Genomic DNA, 17,767 nt, shown 5'->3' with positions numbered 1-17,767 from the left:
AAACTTGGCCGCTTTCATCACAATGTGACGAAATGCCGGGTCGCGCCCATTCCGCCCGGCCCGGCGCCATGCTCAGATAGCCGCACCTGCCCAAGGATCGGCCCAGTCCATGCACCCTGCCCTGCCCGCCCTGCTGGAGCCCCGGCCATGAGCCGGCTGCGCGTGATCATTGGCGCCACCGCACTGGCGCTGCTGGCTGCGGCTGTGCCGATCGCGGTGATGGCCTATGCCACCTGGGACCGTGCGGTCAGCGTCGAGCAGCAGCGCCTGCGCGACATCGCCGGCCGCACCCTGCGCCGTTCCGACCAGTCCTACATGGAAGCGCTGGCCGCGTTGAAGTCCGCCGAGGCCGGCGCCTACGATCCGTGCGGGCCGGACCACATCCGGCGCATGCAGACTCTGGTGATGACCACGTCGTCGGTCGACCAGATGGGCTATTTCGAGGGCGGCAAGCTGCGGTGCACGTCGTGGGGGCCGTTCCCATCCGACGTGAACCAGCCCAAGGCCGACCATGTCACCAGTGACGGTGCGGGGATTGCGGTGGATATCCGGCCCGAAGCCAGTGGCCGGAGGCAGATGCTGGCCATCCTGTACGGCAACTACGATGTACTGGTCGATCCACGCCGCTTCGTCGACGTCATCGTCGATCCACACGTGCGCCTGGCCCTGGCCAGCCCCGACGGCCGCCTGCTGGCCAGGCAGGAGGGCATGGAACCGGCGCTGCTGGAAGCGCTGCTGCGAACACCGGGCGAAGGCCTGGACCAGAACACGCTGTACGCGACCGCACGCAACGAGGAATGGCTGGCGATCGCCACCACACCGCGCGCCGCACTGGCTGCCACGTTCCGGCAGCAGGCGTGGTTGTTCGTGCCACTGAGCGTCCTGCTGGCCGCTGCCGGTGCCGGCCTGGTGATCTGGCTGTCGCGGCGCCGCCTGTCGCTGCGCGGCGAACTGGCCACCGCCATCCGCCGCCGCGAGCTGTACCTGCACTACCAGCCGATCATCGAACTGGATACCGGCATCTGCGTCGGCGCCGAGGTGTTGATCCGCTGGCAGCGCCCGGATGGCACCCAGGTGCGCCCGGACCTGTTCATTCCGTTGGCCGAGGAAGCCGGAATGATCGCCGACGTCACCGACCTGGTGATCGAGAACGTGGTGCGCGACATGCGCGAGCTGCTGGTGGCCGATCGCAGCGCGCACATCGCGATCAATCTCGCTGCCGAGGACATCAGCAGCGGTCGTGCATTGAAGATGATCTCCAGGCACATGGCCGGCAGCGGCATCCTGCCGCAACAGATCTGGATGGAGGCCACCGAGCGCGGCTTCCTCGATCTGGACCGCGCCCGCACGATGCTGGCGCAGGCACGCCGCGCCGGCCACAGCGTGGCCATCGATGATTTCGGCGTGGGCTTCTCCAGCCTGCAGTACCTGGAGCAGCTGCCGCTGGATGCGTTGAAGATCGACAAGTCGTTCATCGATGCCATCGGCACCGAGAGCGCCACCAGCCCGGTGACCCCGCACATCATCGACATGGCCAAGGAACTGGGGCTATGGGTGGTGGCCGAGGGCGTGGAGACCGAAGCCCAGCTGGCCTACCTGCACAGCCGCAAGGTGGAATTCGGACAGGGCTGGCTTTTCTCGCGGCCGTTGCCACGCGATGAATTCGTGGCGTTCCATCACAAACGGCAGCAGCGCTATGGCGCAGCGCGGGAGGACATGCAGAACCCGCGCAGCGTGCCGATCGAGCGTGAGCCAGTGGAATAGGACGGCGAACGGCGGAGCCCCTCGTGGTGGGTCGCGTACAGCTATCCCGGAGTTGGCCGGGGCGGTCGGGTTCGCGGGGGACGCCGTAAACCCATCCATGGGGGCTTGGCCGCGGCATCCATGCCGCGGACACCCCCGCGAACCCGACCGCCCCGGCCTCTGACAGGTTCCGGCTGCCTCCCACCACGGAATCAACAGAAGAAAGCAAAAGCAAACGCGGGTCGCTGCGCCCGGTAGATCCACGCCATGCGTGGATGGCGTGGACCACGGTAGTGCCGGCCGCTGGCCGGCACCGCGCCACCACCGATCGTCGCCTACGCCCACGCCTTCGGCCGTGCCAGCAACCATGCAGCAGTCACCGCCAGCAGCAGCAACGGCAACCATCCCAACTGGGTGGGCCCACTGGTCTGCAGCAGCACACCACCCGCCACACCTCCCGCCGCAATGGCCAGGTTCCAGCCGGTCACCAGCATCGACTGCGCCAGATCCGCTGCGGCCCCGGCTCGGCGTGCGAGTGCGGTCTGGAACAGGGTCGGCACCGCGCCGAAGGCCACGCCCCACAGGACCGTCGCCAGCAGCAGCGCGGTCGCGTTGCCCGGCCACATCAGCAGCGCCAGCACCGGCAGGATGAAACCGATCACCGCTGCCCACACCAGCGTGTGCAGGTGGCGATCCACGCCCCAGCCGGCAATACCGATACCCGCGATCGCCGCCAGGCCGAAGGCCAGCAGCAGGCGATCCAGCCACGGGCCCGCCCCCGCCTCCACTGCCAGCGGTTCGATGTAGGTGTAGAGCACATTGTGCGCGAGCACGTACAGCACCATCACCAGCAGTGCGCTGCGCACGCCGGGCGTGCGCCACACCGCGCCCAGCGAGGTGCGCTGGCCGGCACCGGCGGCGGGCAAGGCCGGCAGTGCCCAACGCGCATACGTCAGCAGCCCCACGCCCAGCACGCTCATCACTGCGAACGCCCAGCGCCAGCCGATCTGCTGGCCCAGCAACGTGCCGGCCGGTACGCCCAGCGACAGCGCCAGCGGCGATCCGACCATCGCCACCGCAATCGCCCGGCCCTGCAGCGAGGGCACCACCATGCGCGCCGCGTAGCCAGCCACCAGTGACCACAGCAGCCCGCCGCTCACGCCCGCCAGGAAACGTGCGGCGAGGATCAGTGGATAGCTGCCGCTCAACGCGGTCAATGTATTGACCACCACGAAGCCGGCGATGGCTGCCAGCAGCAGCGGGCGTCGTGGCAGGCGCTGGGTCAGCGCGGTCATCGGCAACGCGGCCATCACCGAGCCCAACGCATACACGCTCACCAACTGCCCCACCGCCGCATCACTCACACCCAGGCTGTCGCCCATGGGCCGCAATACACCGGCCGGCAAGGTCTCGGTCAGCAGGGTGATGAAGCCACCGCCGGCCAGTGCCAGCAGGCCGGCCCATGGCAGACGCGTGGCTTCACCGGCCGGGCTGGCGGCATCGATGGCATGGCCGCTCATCGTGCAGTCCCCAGATCGGCATACACCGCATCGCGCAGTTGATCGACAAAGGCACCGTCCATGCCTTCGTACAGCGTGTTGGTCAGCGCCACCACGCTCAGGCCGCGCGCAGGGTCGACAAACCAGCTATGGCCGTAGGCACCGCCCCAGCGCCATGTACCTGTGTTCTGCGGCGTGCCGCTGGCGGCCGCATCGCGCAGCACCGCAAAGCCAAGACCGAAGCCCCAGCCAGCCGGCTCCGGTGGTCCCTGCTCGCCGACCTGCGGGGTGGCCATCTCTGCCACGAGGTGGGGCGGCAACAGGCCGGCGTGCTGCCCGTCGCGCAGCGCCTCCAGCACCAGCACCACTTCATCGGCGGTACCCACCAGGCCCGCGCCGGCCGAAGGGAACCGGCTGCCATCGGTTGCGCGGGCAAGGCTGTACTCGATGCCCACCGTGCCCTCGAACGGGGCGACCACCTCGCCTTCGCGCAGGCGGTGTGGCTGCGGTGTGTCGGTGACATAGGGCGTGGCCAACCGTGACGCATCGTGGGTAGCGAAGGCGGTATCGCGCAGGCCCAGGGGCGCAGCCAGCAAGCGTGCGAACAATGCCTGCAACGTTTCCCCGGTCGCCGCTTCGGCCACGGCACCGGCCACGTCCACGCCCAGCGAATACATCCACTGGCTGCCCGGTGCGAACAGCAGTGGCGCCTGCACGATGTGGCGCACGTTCTCGGCCAGGGTCAACGGCCTGGCGTCCATGCCATCGCTGACACCGGCCCGCGCGTAGGGGCCGTCCGCATCGGCTTCGAGGAAGCGATAGCCCAACCCGCTGCTGTGGCTGAGCAGCTGGCGCAGGCTGATGGGCGGCGTGCTGCCATCGGCCATCGCCGGGCGGAAGTCCGGCAGCCAGCGCTGTACCGGCGTATCGAGGTCGAGCACGCCCTGGGCCACCAGGCGCAGGATCACCGTGGTCAGCAGCGGCTTGCTCACCGAGGCCAACCGGAACAGCTGGTCGCGTTGCATCGGCGTGGCCGACCCGCGATCCGCCAGGCCCGTGGCGCTGGCATGGCGCAGCACGCCGTGCTCGCGCACCAGCACCACCGCACCGACCAGGCGCTGCGGGTGGACCTGCTGCAGCAGCCGCTGCACCGACGGCAGTGTCGGCTCAGGTTCGAAGGAAGGAGTGGCATTCATCGCGGTGATCCGTGGGGGTAGAAGCCGCCACGTTAGGCAGCGGGCGTCCTCGCAAAAAGCCGGTTGCCGCTCCGGGCATCATGGACCCCGTAGTCCGCAATCGGCATGATGACCGGAACTTCAAGGCCGCAACGGTCCCCGCTCCGCCCGCACCACAGTGTTGCGATGGCGGAGCCACCCGCAGCGGTCGCGCCGACCTACCCTGCCGCTTTCACCACCTGCACGCCATGTCAGTCCTGGACAACCTCGCCAACCTGCAGACCTTCGTGCATGCCGCCGACACCCGCAGCTTTGTCGAGACCGGGCGCCTGCAGGGCATTTCCGCCTCGGCAGCGGGCAAGTGTGTAGCGCGGCTGGAGCACGCACTGGGCGTGCGCCTGTTCCATCGCAGCACGCGCAGCATCACCCTCACCGCCGAGGGCCAGCTGTTCCTGGCGCGCTGCCGCCGCATCCTCGACGAGCGCGACGCCGCCCGCACCGAACTGGCGCAGCCACATGCCTCACCCAAGGGCACGCTGCGCATCAGCCTGCCCCTGGTCGGCGACCTCACCCTGCCATTGATGGCCGAATTCATGGCGGCGTATCCAGACATCCGCCTCGACCTGGATTTCAGCGACCGCCTGGTCGATGTCATCGAGGAAGGTTTCGATGCGGTGCTGCGCGTCGGTGAGCCCAGCGACTCGCGCATGAACGCGCGGCGGCTGGGCGTGTTCCCGCGCCGCATCGTCGCCTCGCCCGCCTACCTGCAGCGCTGCGGCATTCCGCGCACGCCAGCAGAGCTGATGCAGCACACACTGCTGCACTACCGCTTCCCCAGCACCGGCAAGCTGGAACTGTGGCCGATCCACTGGCCCGATCATGAAACACCGCAGGAGCTTCCGGTGCACATGGTGGCCAACACCATCGAAGCGCGGGTGGCACTGGCGCTGCGCGATATCGGCCTGGCCTTCGTGCCGGTGCACTCGGTGCGCGATGCACTGGCCGACGGCCGGCTGGTGACCGTGCTCGACGATCACGTGCACTCCTGCGGCATCTTCCACCTGCTGTGGCCCTCGGGCCGCCACGTGCTTCCGAAGCTGCGGGTATTCATCGACTTCGTCAGCGAACGTCTGGAAACCGTGCCGTAGGCCCAACCACTCCGCGCCATGCCCGCCCCACAGTAGATCCACGCCATGCGTGGATGCCCGTGTAGAGTCGAGCCGCGCTCGAGTCACCCGTTGCCAACCCGACCATTCAGCCAACCCCGCTATACTGGCCGCTCATTCCTCCCAGAGGCTCGCGACCAATGCGCCATTGATGCCGCCGTCTTCCCGATAGACGGCCTGACTCTTCCCGCCCCTGCGCGCAGGGGAGAACCCGGCATCCATGGAGGTCGCATGACCACACATTCCCTCACGCTCGATCGCGTGTCGTATCGGCTGGCCGACGGCCGCCCGCTGTTTTCCGATCTGTCGTTTTCCTTCGATCCGGTCGCCACCGGCCTGGTCGGTGCCAACGGCGCCGGCAAAAGCGTGCTGGCACGCCTGTTGGCCGGCCGCCTGCCACCCGACAGCGGCCAGGTACGCGGCAGCCGCCGCGTATTCCTGTTGCCCACGCCCGGCTATCCACCTGCCGGCACCGTCGGTGAACTGGCCGGCGTCGGCGCGGAACTGGCCGCGCTGCAACGCATCGAAGCCGGCAGTGTGGACGAGGCCGACTTTGTCTGCGTCGGCGACCATTGGGATCTGCGTGATCGCCTGCAACAGCAATGGCAGGCATTGCGCCTGCCCGATGATCTCGATCCCGCCCAGCCTGCCGCGCGTCTCAGCGGTGGCCAGGCGATGCAGGTGGCGCTCTCCGGCGCCTGGGCCAGCGGCGCTGATTGGCTGATCCTGGACGAACCCAGCAACCATCTCGACGTGCGGCATCGACAGCAGCTGTACGAACAGCTGCAGCAGTGGCGTGGCGGCCTGCTGGCGATCAGCCATGATCGCGGGCTGCTTGGGCACATGCAGCAGATCGTCGAACTGGACGCGCGCGGACTGCATCGCTATGGCGGGCCATGGCAACACTACGCCGACGCGCGCGCGGCCGAGCGTGAAGCCGCCGTTGCCCAGCTCGACCACGCCCGCACCCAGCACCGGCAGCAGCAGCGCAGCGCGCGTGAACAGCACGAACGGCAGCAGCAACGCCAGTCGCGCGGCAACCGCGATGCGAAGCAGGCCAACCAGGCGCCGATCCTGCTGGGCCGGCAGAAGCAGCGCGCCGAGGCCAGCCATGGTCGATCGCAGCAGGTCCAGGCCGAGCGCCTGCAGGTCAGCGCCGACCAGCTGCGCGCTGCGGCATCAGCGGTTCACGCTACGCCGGAACTGGCGCTGTTTGCCGTCGAAGGCGAACGCGGCAGCGCGCGCCTGCTGCAGGCAGAGTCGCTGGTGCTGCCGCACGGCTGCGCCGCCCCCTTGCAGCTGGAGATCCGCCGGGGGCAGCGCATCGCTGTGGTCGGTGACAATGGTGCTGGAAAATCTACCTTGCTGCGTGTGCTGGCAGGGCAGCTGCCTGCACGCAGTGGCACCGTGCAACGGCATGCGCCATTGGCACTGCTTGACCAGCAACTACTGGGATTGTCCGACGGGCGCAGCATCCTGGAGACCGTGCAAGCGGCAAACCCGAGTGCCGATGCGGGCGAACTGCGCACGCGGCTTGCGCTGCTCGGGCTGGACGCACAGCGCATCCAGCGGGCAGCCCACAGCCTCAGCGATGGCGAACGCGTGAAGGGTGCGCTGGCCAGCGTGCTGTATGCCGATCCTGCGCCCCAGCTGTTGCTGCTGGACGAGCCGGGCAATGCGCTGGATCTGAGCGCGTTGCAGGCATTGGAGGAACTGCTTGCGGCGTGGCCGGGTGCACTGATGATGGTCAGCCACGACCGGCACCTGCTGCAGGCGTTGCGACCGACCCACGTGCTGCAGGTGAGCACCGAGGGCTGGCAGTGGCGTGACGCCTTGTAGATCCACGCCATGCGTGGATCGATGCAGGGCAGGTAGTGCCGGCCGCTGGCCGGCACACCTCGAACCCTCAGCGCCCGCTCAGCGCTTCCACACCGGGAACGCCTGCGGCAGCTGCTGCCACAGCAGCGGCCCCGCACGCAGCTCCTGGTCATTGAGCAGGCAGGCATCCAGCTCTGCACGCACGGCGCGCTCGTCCATGTGCACGCCAATCACTACCAGTTCCTGGCGACGATCGCCCCACAACGGGTGCCACAGCCGCTGCATCGCCGTGTGTGCGGCCGAGTCCGGAAATTCCTCAAGCCCCGGCAACGGCGCGCTCCAGCAGTCGGCCTGCTGCCGGGCCCAGCCCAGGTCGCTGTAGGGCAGCGGCGTGGGCGGCAGCAGCGGTGTGGTGTCCTCGATGCCCGCACGCACACGATCGCGCGCGGCGTACCAGAAGCCTGCCGCCTGCGTGCGCGTCGCTGCGCCCACCGTGTTCAGCTCACCCACCCAGTCCATGCGGTTGGCCAGCCAGAACCAGCCCTTGCTGCGGATCACGCCTGGCATGCCCGACTGCAGCGCGCGCGCGAATCGCGCGGGATGGAACGGACGTCGCGAGCGGTAGACGAAGCTACCGATGCCGTACTCCTCGGTCTCCGGTGTGTGCTCGCCGCGCAGTTCCTTCACCCACCCCGGCGCACGTTGCGCACGCTCCATGTCGAAGCGACCGGTATCCAGCAGCTCGGCCAGCGGCACATCACCGAAGCTGGACAGCAGCAGCTTCGCGTCGCGGTTCAACCCGCGCAGCACGGCCAGCGTGTCCTGCAACACTTCGTCGTCCACCTGGTCCACCTTGTTGACCACGATCACGTCGGCGAACTCGACCTGCTCGCACAGCAGGTCGACCACACCGCGATCGTCCTCCGGGCCAGCCTGCTGGCCGCGCTCGGCCAGGCGCAGCGTCGAACCGAAATCGGCAAGGAAGGCGCTGCCATCGACCACGGTCACCATCGTGTCCAAGCGCGCGATGTCACTCAGGCTGAAGCCCTGCTCGTCGCGCACCGCGAACGTGGCCGCCACCGGCATCGGTTCGCCGATGCCTGTCGATTCGATCAGCAGGTAGTCATAGCGACCCGCATCGGCCAGGCGCCGCACTTCCTGCAGCAGGTCATCGCGCAGCGTGCAGCAGATGCAGCCGTTGCTGAACTCCACCAGCGTCTCTTCGGTGCGGCGCAGTTCGGCGCCGCCTTCACGCACCAGCTGTGCGTCGATGTTGACCTCGCTCATGTCGTTGACAATGACCGCCACGCGCAGGCCCTCGCGGTTACGCAGGATCTGGTTGAGCAGGGTGGTCTTGCCGGCCCCGAGGAAGCCGGACAGCACGGTGACCGGAAGGCGACGGTCGGCGCGGGAAACAGTGTTCATGTCGGAGCGGGTTGGCTGCGGAACGGAAATGTTACTGTATAACACTTGTTGTGCAAGGAACCTCCCCCGATGAAGTCGCCTTCTGCCACCCTGCTTGATGCCGGCGCGGTCGCCCTGTCCAGCCTGTGCCTGCTGCACTGCCTGGCGCTGCCACTGCCGGCCGCTGCGCTCCCCCTGTTCGGCACCTGGGCCGAAGCGGAATGGGTCCACCTGCTGTTCGTGGCCATCGCCCTGCCGCTGACCGGCTATGCGCTGTGGCGGGCCGAGCGCCGTCATCCGCTGCCCGTGCTGGCCTGGGCCACCGCTGGCGCCGGACTCGGGCTGCTGCTGGCCGGCGCGCTGGCGCTACCTTCGCATGACTGGGAAACGCCGATGACCGTCACCGGCAGCCTGCTGCTGGCGGCGACGCATATCTGGAATGCGCGGCACCGGCACGGGTAGTGCCGGCCGCTGGCCGGCAACTGCAGGTTGATTGCGGAATTCATGGGGTTGCCGGCCAGCGGCCGGCACTACCCTTGCTATTTGCCGTAGCGGCGCAGCAGCTCGACCAGCACCGCGGCCTCGTCCGCCCGCTGCTGCGGGTCATCGGCACCCACCACGTGCTCCTGCAGGTGCTCGTGCAGCAGCTCCATCAGCAGGCTGTGTGCGGCACCGCGCACCGCCGCGACCTGCACCAGCACGTCCGCGCAGTCGCCCGCTTCGCCCTCGGGCTTGTCCAGCGCCTGTTCCAACGCCGCCACCTGGCCGCCGATACGGCGTACCCGGGTCAGCAGCTGCTTTCGATTCTTGTGTACATGGGCCATGGCGGGATCGTATACCCTATGGGGGTATATTTCCATCCCATGGTCTGCCCATGCATCTGGACGCCCTCGCCGCCGCCCGCCGCCACGAACACCGCTTCGACGACGGCAACCCGCTTGCCGAACGCAATACCCGCCGCGCACTGTGGCTCACCGTCGGCATGATGCTGGTGGAGATCGTCGGCGGCTGGTGGTTCAACTCCATGGCCGTGCTCGCCGACGGTTGGCACATGAGTTCGCACGCGCTGGCGCTGGGCCTCTCGGTGTTCGCCTACCGCTGTGCACGCCGCTACGCGCACGATCCGCGCTTCGCCTTCGGCACCTGGAAAATCGAAATCCTGGCCGGCTATACCAGTGCCATCGCCCTGCTCGGCGTCGCTGCACTGATGGCGGTACAGTCACTGCAGCGGCTGTGGGTACCGGCGGCGATCCACTACAACGAAGCCATCGCCATCGCTGCGGTGGGCCTGGGCGTGAACCTGCTCTGTGCATGGTGGCTGCACGACAGCCCGGGCCACGCGCATCATCACCACGGGCATGACCATGGCCATCATCACGGGCATGACCACGAACACCACGATCACGGCCATGCGCACGGTCACGACCTGAATCTGCGCTCGGCCTACGTGCACGTGCTGGCCGACGCCGCCACGTCGGTGCTGGCCATCGTCGCCCTGCTCGGCGGCAAGCTGCTGGGCCTGACCTGGCTGGACCCGGTGATGGGCCTGGTCGGCGCCGTACTGGTCACGGTGTGGGCGGTGGGCCTGCTGCGCGACAGCGGCCGCATCCTGCTGGACGCGCAGATGGATGCGCCGGTGGTGACCGAAGTGCGCGAAGTGATCGAACAGGGCCCCTGGCCGGCACGCCTGGCCGACCTGCACGTCTGGCAGGTGGGCCGTGGCAAGTACGCAGTCAGTGCCAGCGTGGTCACCAGCGATGCCAGCCTTGATGCGGATACCGTGCGCAACGCGCTGGCCATCCATGAGGAGCTGGTACACGTGACGGTGGAGATTCACCGCAGCTGATCCTGCGTGACTGCAGTCGAATCTGTAGAGCCGAGCCATGCTCGGCTGTCGCAGGCCATCAGCCGAGCATCGCTCGGCTCTACCGCCTAGAGCTTCAACATCATCCGCAGCAGGTACATCAGCAGCGGCAGCGCGCTGATCACTGCGCCAGCAATGCCGATCCCCGGCCAACGCTCACCCCGCACGCGCGAGGCCACCGCCAGGCCGCCGCCGACCAGTGCCGCACCCAGCACGCCCACGCCCAGCCCTGCGGCCATGCCATTGCCGCCTGCGGCCACCGCGGCCTGCGCCGCCAATGTGCCAGCCCCCCAACCCACAGCGATCCCCAGCCAACTGGCCATGCCGCACCACGGTGCCTTGCCCTGCGCCATCCGAAAACCCCTTTGTTCTTGCCGAATTTCTGTACGGGCTGTGCCCGCATGCTGCCTACACTAGCCGCACCTGCCCCTGTAGGGACATCCCATGCGCACGCTCCGCCTGCTGCTGCCCGGTGCCCTCCTGCTGCTCACCGCCTGTGGGGGTGACGCCGGGCTCCCGTTCTCCGCCGATCCGCTGCAGGGCTGTTTCGCCACCAGCGCGCGCAAGCCGGCCGACTTCCGCATCGACAAGGAAGGTGGCCAGTACTTCGTTTCCTTCAGTCGCGGCGACCAGTGGCAGCGCGAACCCAATGCCCTGCACAAGGCCTCCCGCAGCGAGATCAGCCGCTATTTCCGCGATGACGCCGAGCAGATCGACAGCGCGCTGGTCCGCATGGCCGGTGGCTTCGGCATCTTCCACTTCAACAGGGGCGCATCGCTGAAGGGCAAGGCCAGCGACAGTGACTACATGGCGTTGATGCTGATCGGTGCTGGGCCGGTGTATGCGGTGAAGTGCCCGTAAGACGACATGATTCTGATGGCGGCTCAGGGCAATATGGGCGCATCCTGTCTTCTTTGAGGAGCGATGCCAATGCTGCTGTTTCTGCTGCTTGCGGTAAGCGCACCGAAGACCCAGGGTGCCTATGACGAAGTCCGGCAGCTGCCCGATGACCAGACCCTGATCATGCGCACCCTGGACTGGGATCTCGGTGATGGTCGCCACGAGCGCGTTACCGTGCATTGGCTGCTGCAGGAAGACGGCAGCCTGCGCTACGACTTTGATCGGCAGCCACCGGAAACCCAGGACGTCCATCGTCGGTCGTGCGCCCGCGTAGGCATGCAGCCGTCGCGTGGCGTCGGCATGCTCTCGGGGGAAGGAACCACGCACGGCTTCAGCTGCACCCGCCAGCGATAGCGTCGAGCCCACGCTCGGCTCCTCCCGTCTACATCCACGCATGGCGTGGATCTACTGCAGCAGCCACACGTGGCCCCTGCAACAGCTGCGGTACCATGCCCTCCCCCGAACCGCCCCGGTACCCGCCGTGCCCCATTACACCGGCCCCCTGCTGACCCGCGACAGCGCCGACACCCTGCGCCGTGCCCATGACAAGGGCGCTGCCGACTGGCAGGGCTCGCTCGACCTCGGCCGCAGCGAGGACAGCGTGGCGCTGGATGGCGACGGCTTCCACTTCCGTGGCCAGGCCTACCCGTGGCCGGGCAAGCTGAAGGACCGCACGCTGTACTACTGGGACGGCGAGGAGTTCGCGCCGATCTCGCGCTACAGCGGCTCCCTGATCAAGCTGGTGCCCACCGAATGGGGCGCTCCGACCTTCGAGATCGACGGCATCAAGATGCTGCCGACCTCCAGACTGTCACCGTTCGAGGATGCACGCCGCAAGGTGGAGCTGGTCGCCCCGGCCGGCAAGGTCATCCTCGATACCTGCGGCGGCCTGGGCTACTTCGCCGCCTGCGCACTGGAGGCCGGTGTCGGCCAGATCCGATCGTTCGAGAAGAATGCCGACGTGATGTGGCTGCGCACGCTCAACCCGTGGTCGCCGGATCCGGACTCGGCCGCGGCCGGTGGCCGCCTGCAGTTCAGCCACGGCGACGTCTCGCAACAGATCGAACAGGTGGCCAGCAACAGTGTCGACGCGATCCTGCACGACCCGCCGCGCTTCGGCATCGCCGGCGAACTGTACTCGCAGGTGTTCTACGACCACCTCGCCCGCGTCATCCGCAAGGGCGGCCGGCTGTTCCATTACACCGGCGCGCCGAACAAGCTGACCAGCGGCCGCGACGTGCCGCGCGAAGTGGCCAAGCGCCTGGAAAAGGCCGGCTTCAAGGCCGAGCAGGCGCTTGACGGCGTGCTGGCCGTCAAGCGCTGAGCTTCATTCCGAGTCTACCTTCGCCAGCTTCATCACCCACGCCGGCACCACCGGTTCACCGGCGTAGAAGTCCTTCGGTTTCTTCTCCGCCATCGCCCAGCGGTGCAGCCAGCTCGGGCCGTAGCGGCCACTGTAGCCTTCGGCACCACGTGCATAGGCCGGGTCACGCATCGCCTCATCCAACGAAATGAAGCGATACCCCCGGCGCTTCGTCGCCGCCACCAGTTCGGCAAACGTCGCTGCATTGAGTTCGTTCGCGTGCATCAGCCAGACCTGCGGCAGCGCATGGCCCAGCAGTGCCTGCGACTGCTTCTCGTAGTAGTCCAGCTTGTTCAGCATGTAGGGCACATAGCCCTTGCGCAGCTGCGCCAGCGTCGCCTCGCGCGCCGGGGAATCGGGCTGCTCGTTCATGACGTTGGCGTAGGCGAACGCCCAGACCCACTCGCCGTTGTCGACGGTCACCGGCGCCACGCGGTAGCCGTGCTCCTTGAAGAACACGTCCATCTGCGCGCGCTCTTCCGGCGTGCGCCCAGCCCGCAGGTAGGGATGGCGCATCCACTGCGGTTTCAGACCGCGCTCGGCCAGCAGCGGCCGCAGCACCGTCTCACCGCGCAGGAAATCCTGCTGGAATGCAGGCACACCCTTGGCGTTCAGATCCATGTGCGAATACGTGTGGTTGCCCAGCTCATAGCCGGCGTCCAGCCAATCGCGCAGCATCTGCACCCGCGCCGGCTGCACCTGCCCGTCGATTTCAAGCTTGTTCTCGTTGACGAAGCCGACCACCGGCACGCCCGCCTGGCGCAGCTGGCCCATCAATGCCTCATGTCGTGCCTGCAGGTCCGGCGGCACGATCTCGTCCACCCGCGCCCATGGCAGGTCGTCGATGGTCACCGCAATCCGGCGGTCCACCTCGGCGGCGTGTACCGCCAACGAGCACAGCAGCAACGGCACAGCACGCAGCAACCAACGCATCAGCACTTCCTTGCAGGGGCGAAGTGCGGACTTTAGCGCGATTGCGGATGCGTGGCCGGTCACACACCCACTATGAGCTGGACGGCTGTGCCCGGCGCTCGCGCACGATCGCCCGCCACAGCATGAATCCCGCGGCCATCGCCATCAGCATCAACGCGGCCAGCACCAGCGCCAAGTCATCGGGATTACGCAGCAGTGGCGCGTGCTCATGGGTGAGGATCTCGAACACCACCTGCTGCGCCTGTGCCAGCGGCAGCCGGCCCTGCTCGCCCAGTTCCACCAGGCATGCCGCCGGGGACAGCTTGGCTACGCTGGTCCACGCCATGTCGTACAGGTGCAATGCCCTGAGGGCCAGCGCCAGGATCGCGGCGTGCAGCGCCATCAACCCCCAATTGGCGCGTCGCAGGCGCTCCGACAGGCGCCCCAGCCGGTAGACGCAGATCGACATCGCGCCCAGCAGCGCCAGTACCACGCCCGCCATCGGAATCCACTGCAGCGGCTGCCACGGCGCCAAGGCCGTGGAACGCGCCAGCAGCTGTTCGGCCACCTGCATGCGCGCGACCGGGTCGGGGCCACCGCATGAATCATCCACCGGCTCCAGCAGCAGTCCCACGCGGTAGTGGAAGAAGCCGGCGGCCAGCGCCACCGCCAGCAGTGCCACCACCTGCAGTACCAGCAGGATCGGGCCAGGACCACAGATACGGCAGAAGCGGGACGCAGCAGAGGCCATCGGTTCATCCATGACAACAAAGGACCATCCTAACCAAGCGCCCTGTGCTTGTCGGCTGGCGGATACGACAACCGCCGCGTGGTCCCGGTAGGATGTGGATAAGCATGGATGGCCGTATGTAGAGGTGTTGTGGATGGTCACGCTGTATCTGTGGGTGCGAACGCTGCTCCCGCTGCTGGCGTTCGTGATCGCGTGGATGCTGCTGTCGCGCCTGATCAAGGCCCGCGTGGCGCGCCTTCCACGGGTTCCTTTGAACCTGCCGGAACACAGCAGCAGCCCACGCAGGAAGGACCGGCGCATCTACGCGCGCAAGCTGCGGCGCAAACCCAGCCTGCGCACCGCAACTCGCCCGGCCACCGCGCCGCGCAGCTGGAACCTCGCGGCGGTGTTCGTTTCGCTCTGCGCGCTGGTTGCCGCCGTACTTGTCATGCCAGATGGCGCGCGTTTCCAGGTCATGGTCGAGAGCATCACCGGCTACCCGGCCACCATTGCTGAAGTACATGTTCCCGCAGCAAGGCAAACGCTTGTGCTGCAGGCCTGGCAGCCCACGCTGGTGCAGCTCTCACAGCCGGTAACGATGCGCTACCCGATCGGTCGCACCGGCGGCGAGCATGACGCGCACGCCACGCTACCGGTACAGGTTAGACATCAGGGTGATCGGCTGCAGGTGGCTACGGCCGTGCCTGTGGACGGCGACGTGATGCGTGCGGAGCTTGCGCGCCTGGCTGGGCTGCCGACGGAGGCAATCACCGTCCGCCAGAGCGAGATCTCACCCTGGCGGGAACCCGGCTGGAAGCCGCTGGCCGAACGGTAAAGCCGAGCGCGCAAGCCGAGCATGGCTCGGCACTACACGCAGCACCGGAACCAGGCCAGGCTGCTGTTGCAGTAGATCCACGCCATGCGTGGATGGACGCAGTGCGGAGCCGAGCATGGCTCGGCTCTACAGATCAGGATCCCCGCGGCAGCTTCGCCGCCCACATGTTGTCCACCAGGTTCGGGTAGCGTCGCCCGTTCTCTTCCGCACGCTGCCGTGCCGCCGCCTTCTGCGCAGGCGACAACGGCTGCGAAGTCTGGCCCTTGGGATTGGGCTTCTTCCACGGGGGCATCTTCGGTTCGCGCATGGCCGCAGCTTACCGCTTCAGGAAGTTCAGCAGCGCCAGATTGAAGTGGTCTGCATGGCTTGTGTTGCAGCCATGCGGCGCGCCTTCCAGAATCACCACCTCGCTGCCCGCAATCGCCTGATGCGTCCGCTGCCCGGAACCTTCGAACGGCACGATCGCGTCGCTGTCACCGTGCAGGATCAAGGTTGGCACCGTGATCTTCTTCAGGTCATCGCGGAAGTCGGTAGTGGCAAACGCCTGCATGCAACCCAGCGCCGCCGTCTGGTCGGATTGATGGCACAGCGCGATCGCCGCCTGGCGCGTTTCTTCGGTCACCATCAACTGGCCGTTGGCACTGAAGAAATCGCGGGTGAAGCCATCGAAGAAGGCCTCGCGATCCTGCTCCAGACCGCTACGCATTTCGGCAGCCCTGTCCCCGGTCAACGGGCCTTCCGGGTTGTCGTCGCTGCGCAGCAGGAACGGCGGCACCGCCGCAGCAAACACCACGCTGTGCAGACGGTCCTGGCCGTGGTTGGCCACGTAGCGCGCCACCTCACCGCCGCCCATCGAGAACCCGACCAGGGTGACATCGCGCAGATCACGTTCCTCGATCAGCCCGGCCAGATCCGCCGCCAGCGTGTCGTAGTCATAGCCCTCGGCCGGCTTGTCGGAACGACCGAAGCCGCGGCGGTCGTAGCGGATCACCCGGTGCTGGGCGTCGCGCAGGATCGACACCTGTTGTTTCCACGCATCGGCAGACAACGGCCAACCATGGATCAGGATCACCGGGCGGCCGTCGCCACCGGTATCTTCAACGTGCAGGCGGATGCGGGAGGCGGGCATGGGAGCTCCTGTGGAAGGGGGAGGATTTCAGGCTAGAGACCGGGCCCTATCGCGGTCGTGATGGAATCGCCGGCGGCCATGACACCCTCTGCACAGCCCACGCCACCCGGCCGATCCACCAATGCGGGCATTCACTCCCTGGAAATCCCGTTTCGTCGCAGAGCGGCTGCGGCCCCCAGAGCGGCGTGCGAGCCTGCGCGAATCCCGCCCTGGAGCCTCGCCATGCTGCTGCTCACCCTGCCCCTGCTTGTTGTCGGTCTGGCCGCCACGCCGAATGCTGCCGAAACACTGCGTGAGCAGATCCGTCAGGCCGACGCGCAGCTGTTCGCCGCCGCGTTCGACGACTGTGACGCCGACAAGGCCGCAGCCATGACCACTGAAGACTTGGAGTTCTTCCATGACAAGGCGGGCAAGTCCGCCAGCAAGCGCGAGGACTTCCGCCGCAGCGTGGCGGCCCTGTGCGAGAGTACCCGCGCCAACCACACCCACCTGCGCCGCGAACTGGTGGAAAGCTCGCTGCAGGTGTTTCCGCTGCACGACGATCGCGCCCTGGAGATCGGCGACCACCGCTTCCATGAGCGTGATGCAAAGGGCGTCGAACACTGGACCGGCCAGGCCCGTTTCATCCAGGTCTGGCGCCGCGTGGACGGGCGCTGGCTGGCCGAGCGGGTGATCAGCTACGACCATCGGCCGGCGGACTGAGCGCCGCGAAGCGGTGGTTCACGGGCCGGCTCTATACTGCCCAGGTCCATCACCACCCACCGCTGCAGATCGACCCATGGCAGAGATCACCCCCAACCATCCCGAATACGGCCTCAACCAGCAGATCCGCCAGGGGGTGGCCGCTCTGGACGCGCAACATGGCCGCCCGTTCGACCAGACCAGCGAACGTCTGACTGCCAGCCTGACCGTGCTGGCCCGCGAGCAGGGCCTGCAGCAGGTCGACCACGTGCTGGTCAGCCATGCCACGGCCAACCAGCCGGCGGGACACAACATCTTCGTGGTACAGGGCGACCCGGCCAATCCGGCGCATCTGCGGGCGATGATGCCGACCGCAGTGGCCGCACAGACGCCGGTCGAGCAATCGATGCAGACGCTGGGCATTGCCCCGCAGCAGCCCGCCATGGGGCAGCTGCCCGAACAACAGGCCCGTGAGCAGGAGCAGCAGCAGAACCCGGCACACCGCCTGGGCTGAGCCGGCTCCAGTGTTACTGGCGGCCCAGCGCGAG

Annotated in this window: 20 protein-coding genes; 11 read left to right on the top strand and 9 right to left on the bottom strand. The window is 67.6% G+C overall.

The genetic code is table 11. The features are described from left to right. The first annotated feature begins 147 nt into the window (after window positions 1-147). Window positions 148-1,764: an EAL domain-containing protein gene (locus EZ304_RS11685; RefSeq protein ID WP_142807144.1), complete on the top strand. Its 1,617-nt coding sequence runs from the start codon at window positions 148-150 to the stop codon at window positions 1,762-1,764. Between the two features lie 314 nt (window positions 1,765-2,078). On the opposite strand, the gene EZ304_RS11680 is transcribed toward EZ304_RS11685, so the two are convergent. Then, window positions 2,079-3,263, bottom strand: coding sequence for an MFS transporter (locus EZ304_RS11680; protein ID WP_142807143.1), 1,185 nt, complete (start codon window positions 3,261-3,263; stop codon window positions 2,079-2,081). Beyond that, on the bottom strand, window positions 3,260-4,438 hold the full coding sequence (locus EZ304_RS11675) for a serine hydrolase domain-containing protein (RefSeq protein ID WP_142807142.1): 1,179 nt from the start codon (window positions 4,436-4,438) through the stop codon (window positions 3,260-3,262). Before EZ304_RS11675 ends, EZ304_RS11680 begins: the two co-directional genes overlap by 4 nt. Before the next feature lie 227 nt (window positions 4,439-4,665). Between EZ304_RS11675 and EZ304_RS11670 the strand changes: the two genes are divergently transcribed. Next, entirely contained in the window at window positions 4,666-5,565 is a 900-nt protein-coding gene (locus EZ304_RS11670; protein WP_142807141.1) for a LysR family transcriptional regulator, read from the top strand. 249 nt (window positions 5,566-5,814) lie between these two features. After that, window positions 5,815-7,422: an ATP-binding cassette domain-containing protein gene (locus EZ304_RS11665; protein WP_142807140.1), complete on the top strand. Its 1,608-nt coding sequence runs from the start codon at window positions 5,815-5,817 to the stop codon at window positions 7,420-7,422. A gap of 78 nt (window positions 7,423-7,500) precedes the next feature. Here the strand turns inward: EZ304_RS11665 and EZ304_RS11660 are convergent, their stop codons facing one another. Continuing rightward, window positions 7,501-8,826, bottom strand: a complete 1,326-nt coding sequence (locus EZ304_RS11660) for a GTP-binding protein (protein WP_142807139.1) — start codon at window positions 8,824-8,826, stop codon at window positions 7,501-7,503. Window positions 8,827-8,895: 69 nt separating this feature from the next. On the opposite strand from EZ304_RS11660, the gene EZ304_RS11655 reads away from it, so the two are divergent. After that, a complete protein-coding gene (locus tag EZ304_RS11655; protein ID WP_142807138.1) occupies window positions 8,896-9,267 on the top strand; it encodes a MerC domain-containing protein in 372 nt (123 codons plus the stop codon). Window positions 9,268-9,344: 77 nt separating this feature from the next. Here EZ304_RS11655 and EZ304_RS11650 read toward each other — a convergent pair whose 3' ends face one another. Next, on the bottom strand, window positions 9,345-9,629 hold the full coding sequence (locus EZ304_RS11650) for a metal-sensing transcriptional repressor (protein ID WP_099485296.1): 285 nt from the start codon (window positions 9,627-9,629) through the stop codon (window positions 9,345-9,347). 50 nt (window positions 9,630-9,679) lie between these two features. Between EZ304_RS11650 and dmeF the strand changes: the two genes are divergently transcribed. Then, window positions 9,680-10,651, top strand: coding sequence for a CDF family Co(II)/Ni(II) efflux transporter DmeF (gene dmeF / locus EZ304_RS11645; RefSeq protein ID WP_142807137.1), 972 nt, complete (start codon window positions 9,680-9,682; stop codon window positions 10,649-10,651). A gap of 86 nt (window positions 10,652-10,737) precedes the next feature. On the opposite strand, the gene EZ304_RS11640 is transcribed toward dmeF, so the two are convergent. Next, entirely contained in the window at window positions 10,738-11,022 is a 285-nt protein-coding gene (locus EZ304_RS11640) for a hypothetical protein (RefSeq protein ID WP_142807136.1), read from the bottom strand. Window positions 11,023-11,113: 91 nt separating this feature from the next. Between EZ304_RS11640 and EZ304_RS11635 the strand changes: the two genes are divergently transcribed. From EZ304_RS11635 to EZ304_RS11625, 3 genes are all read left to right on the top strand, one after another. After that, complete coding sequence (locus EZ304_RS11635; RefSeq protein ID WP_099552532.1) at window positions 11,114-11,530, top strand: hypothetical protein; 417 nt, start codon at window positions 11,114-11,116, stop codon at window positions 11,528-11,530. Window positions 11,531-11,599: 69 nt separating this feature from the next. Then, window positions 11,600-11,923 (top strand): hypothetical protein, encoded by a 324-nt coding sequence (locus EZ304_RS11630; RefSeq protein WP_099552531.1) that lies wholly within the window; start codon window positions 11,600-11,602, stop codon window positions 11,921-11,923. A gap of 127 nt (window positions 11,924-12,050) precedes the next feature. Continuing rightward, window positions 12,051-12,893, top strand: a complete 843-nt coding sequence (locus tag EZ304_RS11625) for a class I SAM-dependent methyltransferase (RefSeq protein ID WP_142807135.1) — start codon at window positions 12,051-12,053, stop codon at window positions 12,891-12,893. 3 nt (window positions 12,894-12,896) lie between these two features. On the opposite strand, the gene EZ304_RS11620 is transcribed toward EZ304_RS11625, so the two are convergent. Both EZ304_RS11620 and EZ304_RS11615 read right to left on the bottom strand, forming a co-directional pair. Then, a complete protein-coding gene (locus EZ304_RS11620; RefSeq protein ID WP_142807134.1) occupies window positions 12,897-13,865 on the bottom strand; it encodes a polysaccharide deacetylase family protein in 969 nt (322 codons plus the stop codon). A 70-nt stretch (window positions 13,866-13,935) separates the two neighbouring features. Then, window positions 13,936-14,595 carry a hypothetical protein gene (locus EZ304_RS11615; protein WP_185959176.1) on the bottom strand — a complete coding sequence of 220 codons (660 nt, stop codon included), beginning with the start codon at window positions 14,593-14,595 and terminating at the stop codon, window positions 13,936-13,938. Window positions 14,596-14,728: 133 nt separating this feature from the next. Here EZ304_RS11615 and EZ304_RS11610 point away from each other — a divergent pair, with 133 nt between their 5' ends. Next, window positions 14,729-15,409, top strand: coding sequence for a hypothetical protein (locus EZ304_RS11610; RefSeq protein WP_142807132.1), 681 nt, complete (start codon window positions 14,729-14,731; stop codon window positions 15,407-15,409). Between the two features lie 133 nt (window positions 15,410-15,542). On the opposite strand, the gene EZ304_RS20990 is transcribed toward EZ304_RS11610, so the two are convergent. Both EZ304_RS20990 and EZ304_RS11605 read right to left on the bottom strand, forming a co-directional pair. After that, the gene (locus tag EZ304_RS20990; protein WP_180853052.1) at window positions 15,543-15,716 is read right to left on the bottom strand and encodes a hypothetical protein; all 174 of its coding nucleotides are present in this window, start codon (window positions 15,714-15,716) and stop codon (window positions 15,543-15,545) included. Between the two features lie 9 nt (window positions 15,717-15,725). Beyond that, the gene (locus tag EZ304_RS11605; protein WP_142807131.1) at window positions 15,726-16,538 is read right to left on the bottom strand and encodes an alpha/beta fold hydrolase; all 813 of its coding nucleotides are present in this window, start codon (window positions 16,536-16,538) and stop codon (window positions 15,726-15,728) included. Between the two features lie 222 nt (window positions 16,539-16,760). Between EZ304_RS11605 and EZ304_RS11600 the strand changes: the two genes are divergently transcribed. After that, window positions 16,761-17,240 (top strand): DUF4440 domain-containing protein, encoded by a 480-nt coding sequence (locus tag EZ304_RS11600; RefSeq protein WP_142807130.1) that lies wholly within the window; start codon window positions 16,761-16,763, stop codon window positions 17,238-17,240. Between the two features lie 76 nt (window positions 17,241-17,316). Continuing rightward, on the top strand, window positions 17,317-17,733 hold the full coding sequence (locus EZ304_RS11595) for an XVIPCD domain-containing protein (RefSeq protein WP_049428654.1): 417 nt from the start codon (window positions 17,317-17,319) through the stop codon (window positions 17,731-17,733). Window positions 17,734-17,767 lie beyond the last annotated feature (34 nt).

Origin of the sequence: Stenotrophomonas maltophilia, from assembly GCF_006974125.1 — a bacterium.
In the GTDB taxonomy this organism is placed as follows: Bacteria; Pseudomonadota; Gammaproteobacteria; order Xanthomonadales; family Xanthomonadaceae; genus Stenotrophomonas; species Stenotrophomonas maltophilia_O.
The sequence above is the reverse complement of the archived record's forward strand: the minus strand, read 5'-3'. Positions and strand labels throughout refer to the sequence as shown.

Excerpts from the sequence above, each read along its gene's own strand:
- EZ304_RS11670 (WP_142807141.1), top strand. The coding sequence starts at position 4,666 with ATGTCAGTCCTGGACAACCTCGCCAACCTGCAGACCTTCGTGCATGCC.
- EZ304_RS11635 (WP_099552532.1), top strand. The coding sequence starts at position 11,114 with ATGCGCACGCTCCGCCTGCTGCTGCCCGGTGCCCTCCTGCTGCTCACC.
- EZ304_RS20990 (WP_180853052.1), bottom strand. The coding sequence starts at position 15,716 with ATGCGCGAACCGAAGATGCCCCCGTGGAAGAAGCCCAATCCCAAGGGC.
- EZ304_RS11610 (WP_142807132.1), top strand. The coding sequence starts at position 14,729 with ATGGTCACGCTGTATCTGTGGGTGCGAACGCTGCTCCCGCTGCTGGCG.
- EZ304_RS11650 (WP_099485296.1), bottom strand. The coding sequence starts at position 9,629 with ATGGCCCATGTACACAAGAATCGAAAGCAGCTGCTGACCCGGGTACGC.
- EZ304_RS11660 (WP_142807139.1), bottom strand. The coding sequence starts at position 8,826 with ATGAACACTGTTTCCCGCGCCGACCGTCGCCTTCCGGTCACCGTGCTG.
- EZ304_RS11655 (WP_142807138.1), top strand. The coding sequence starts at position 8,896 with ATGAAGTCGCCTTCTGCCACCCTGCTTGATGCCGGCGCGGTCGCCCTG.
- EZ304_RS11630 (WP_099552531.1), top strand. The coding sequence starts at position 11,600 with ATGCTGCTGTTTCTGCTGCTTGCGGTAAGCGCACCGAAGACCCAGGGT.
- EZ304_RS11620 (WP_142807134.1), bottom strand. The coding sequence starts at position 13,865 with ATGCGTTGGTTGCTGCGTGCTGTGCCGTTGCTGCTGTGCTCGTTGGCG.
- EZ304_RS11640 (WP_142807136.1), bottom strand. The coding sequence starts at position 11,022 with ATGGCGCAGGGCAAGGCACCGTGGTGCGGCATGGCCAGTTGGCTGGGG.
- EZ304_RS11665 (WP_142807140.1), top strand. The coding sequence starts at position 5,815 with ATGACCACACATTCCCTCACGCTCGATCGCGTGTCGTATCGGCTGGCC.
- EZ304_RS11605 (WP_142807131.1), bottom strand. The coding sequence starts at position 16,538 with ATGCCCGCCTCCCGCATCCGCCTGCACGTTGAAGATACCGGTGGCGAC.
- EZ304_RS11675 (WP_142807142.1), bottom strand. The coding sequence starts at position 4,438 with ATGAATGCCACTCCTTCCTTCGAACCTGAGCCGACACTGCCGTCGGTG.
- EZ304_RS11680 (WP_142807143.1), bottom strand. The coding sequence starts at position 3,263 with ATGAGCGGCCATGCCATCGATGCCGCCAGCCCGGCCGGTGAAGCCACG.
- dmeF (WP_142807137.1), top strand. The coding sequence starts at position 9,680 with ATGCATCTGGACGCCCTCGCCGCCGCCCGCCGCCACGAACACCGCTTC.
- EZ304_RS11685 (WP_142807144.1), top strand. The coding sequence starts at position 148 with ATGAGCCGGCTGCGCGTGATCATTGGCGCCACCGCACTGGCGCTGCTG.
- EZ304_RS11600 (WP_142807130.1), top strand. The coding sequence starts at position 16,761 with ATGCTGCTGCTCACCCTGCCCCTGCTTGTTGTCGGTCTGGCCGCCACG.
- EZ304_RS11595 (WP_049428654.1), top strand. The coding sequence starts at position 17,317 with ATGGCAGAGATCACCCCCAACCATCCCGAATACGGCCTCAACCAGCAG.
- EZ304_RS11615 (WP_185959176.1), bottom strand. The coding sequence starts at position 14,595 with ATGGCCTCTGCTGCGTCCCGCTTCTGCCGTATCTGTGGTCCTGGCCCG.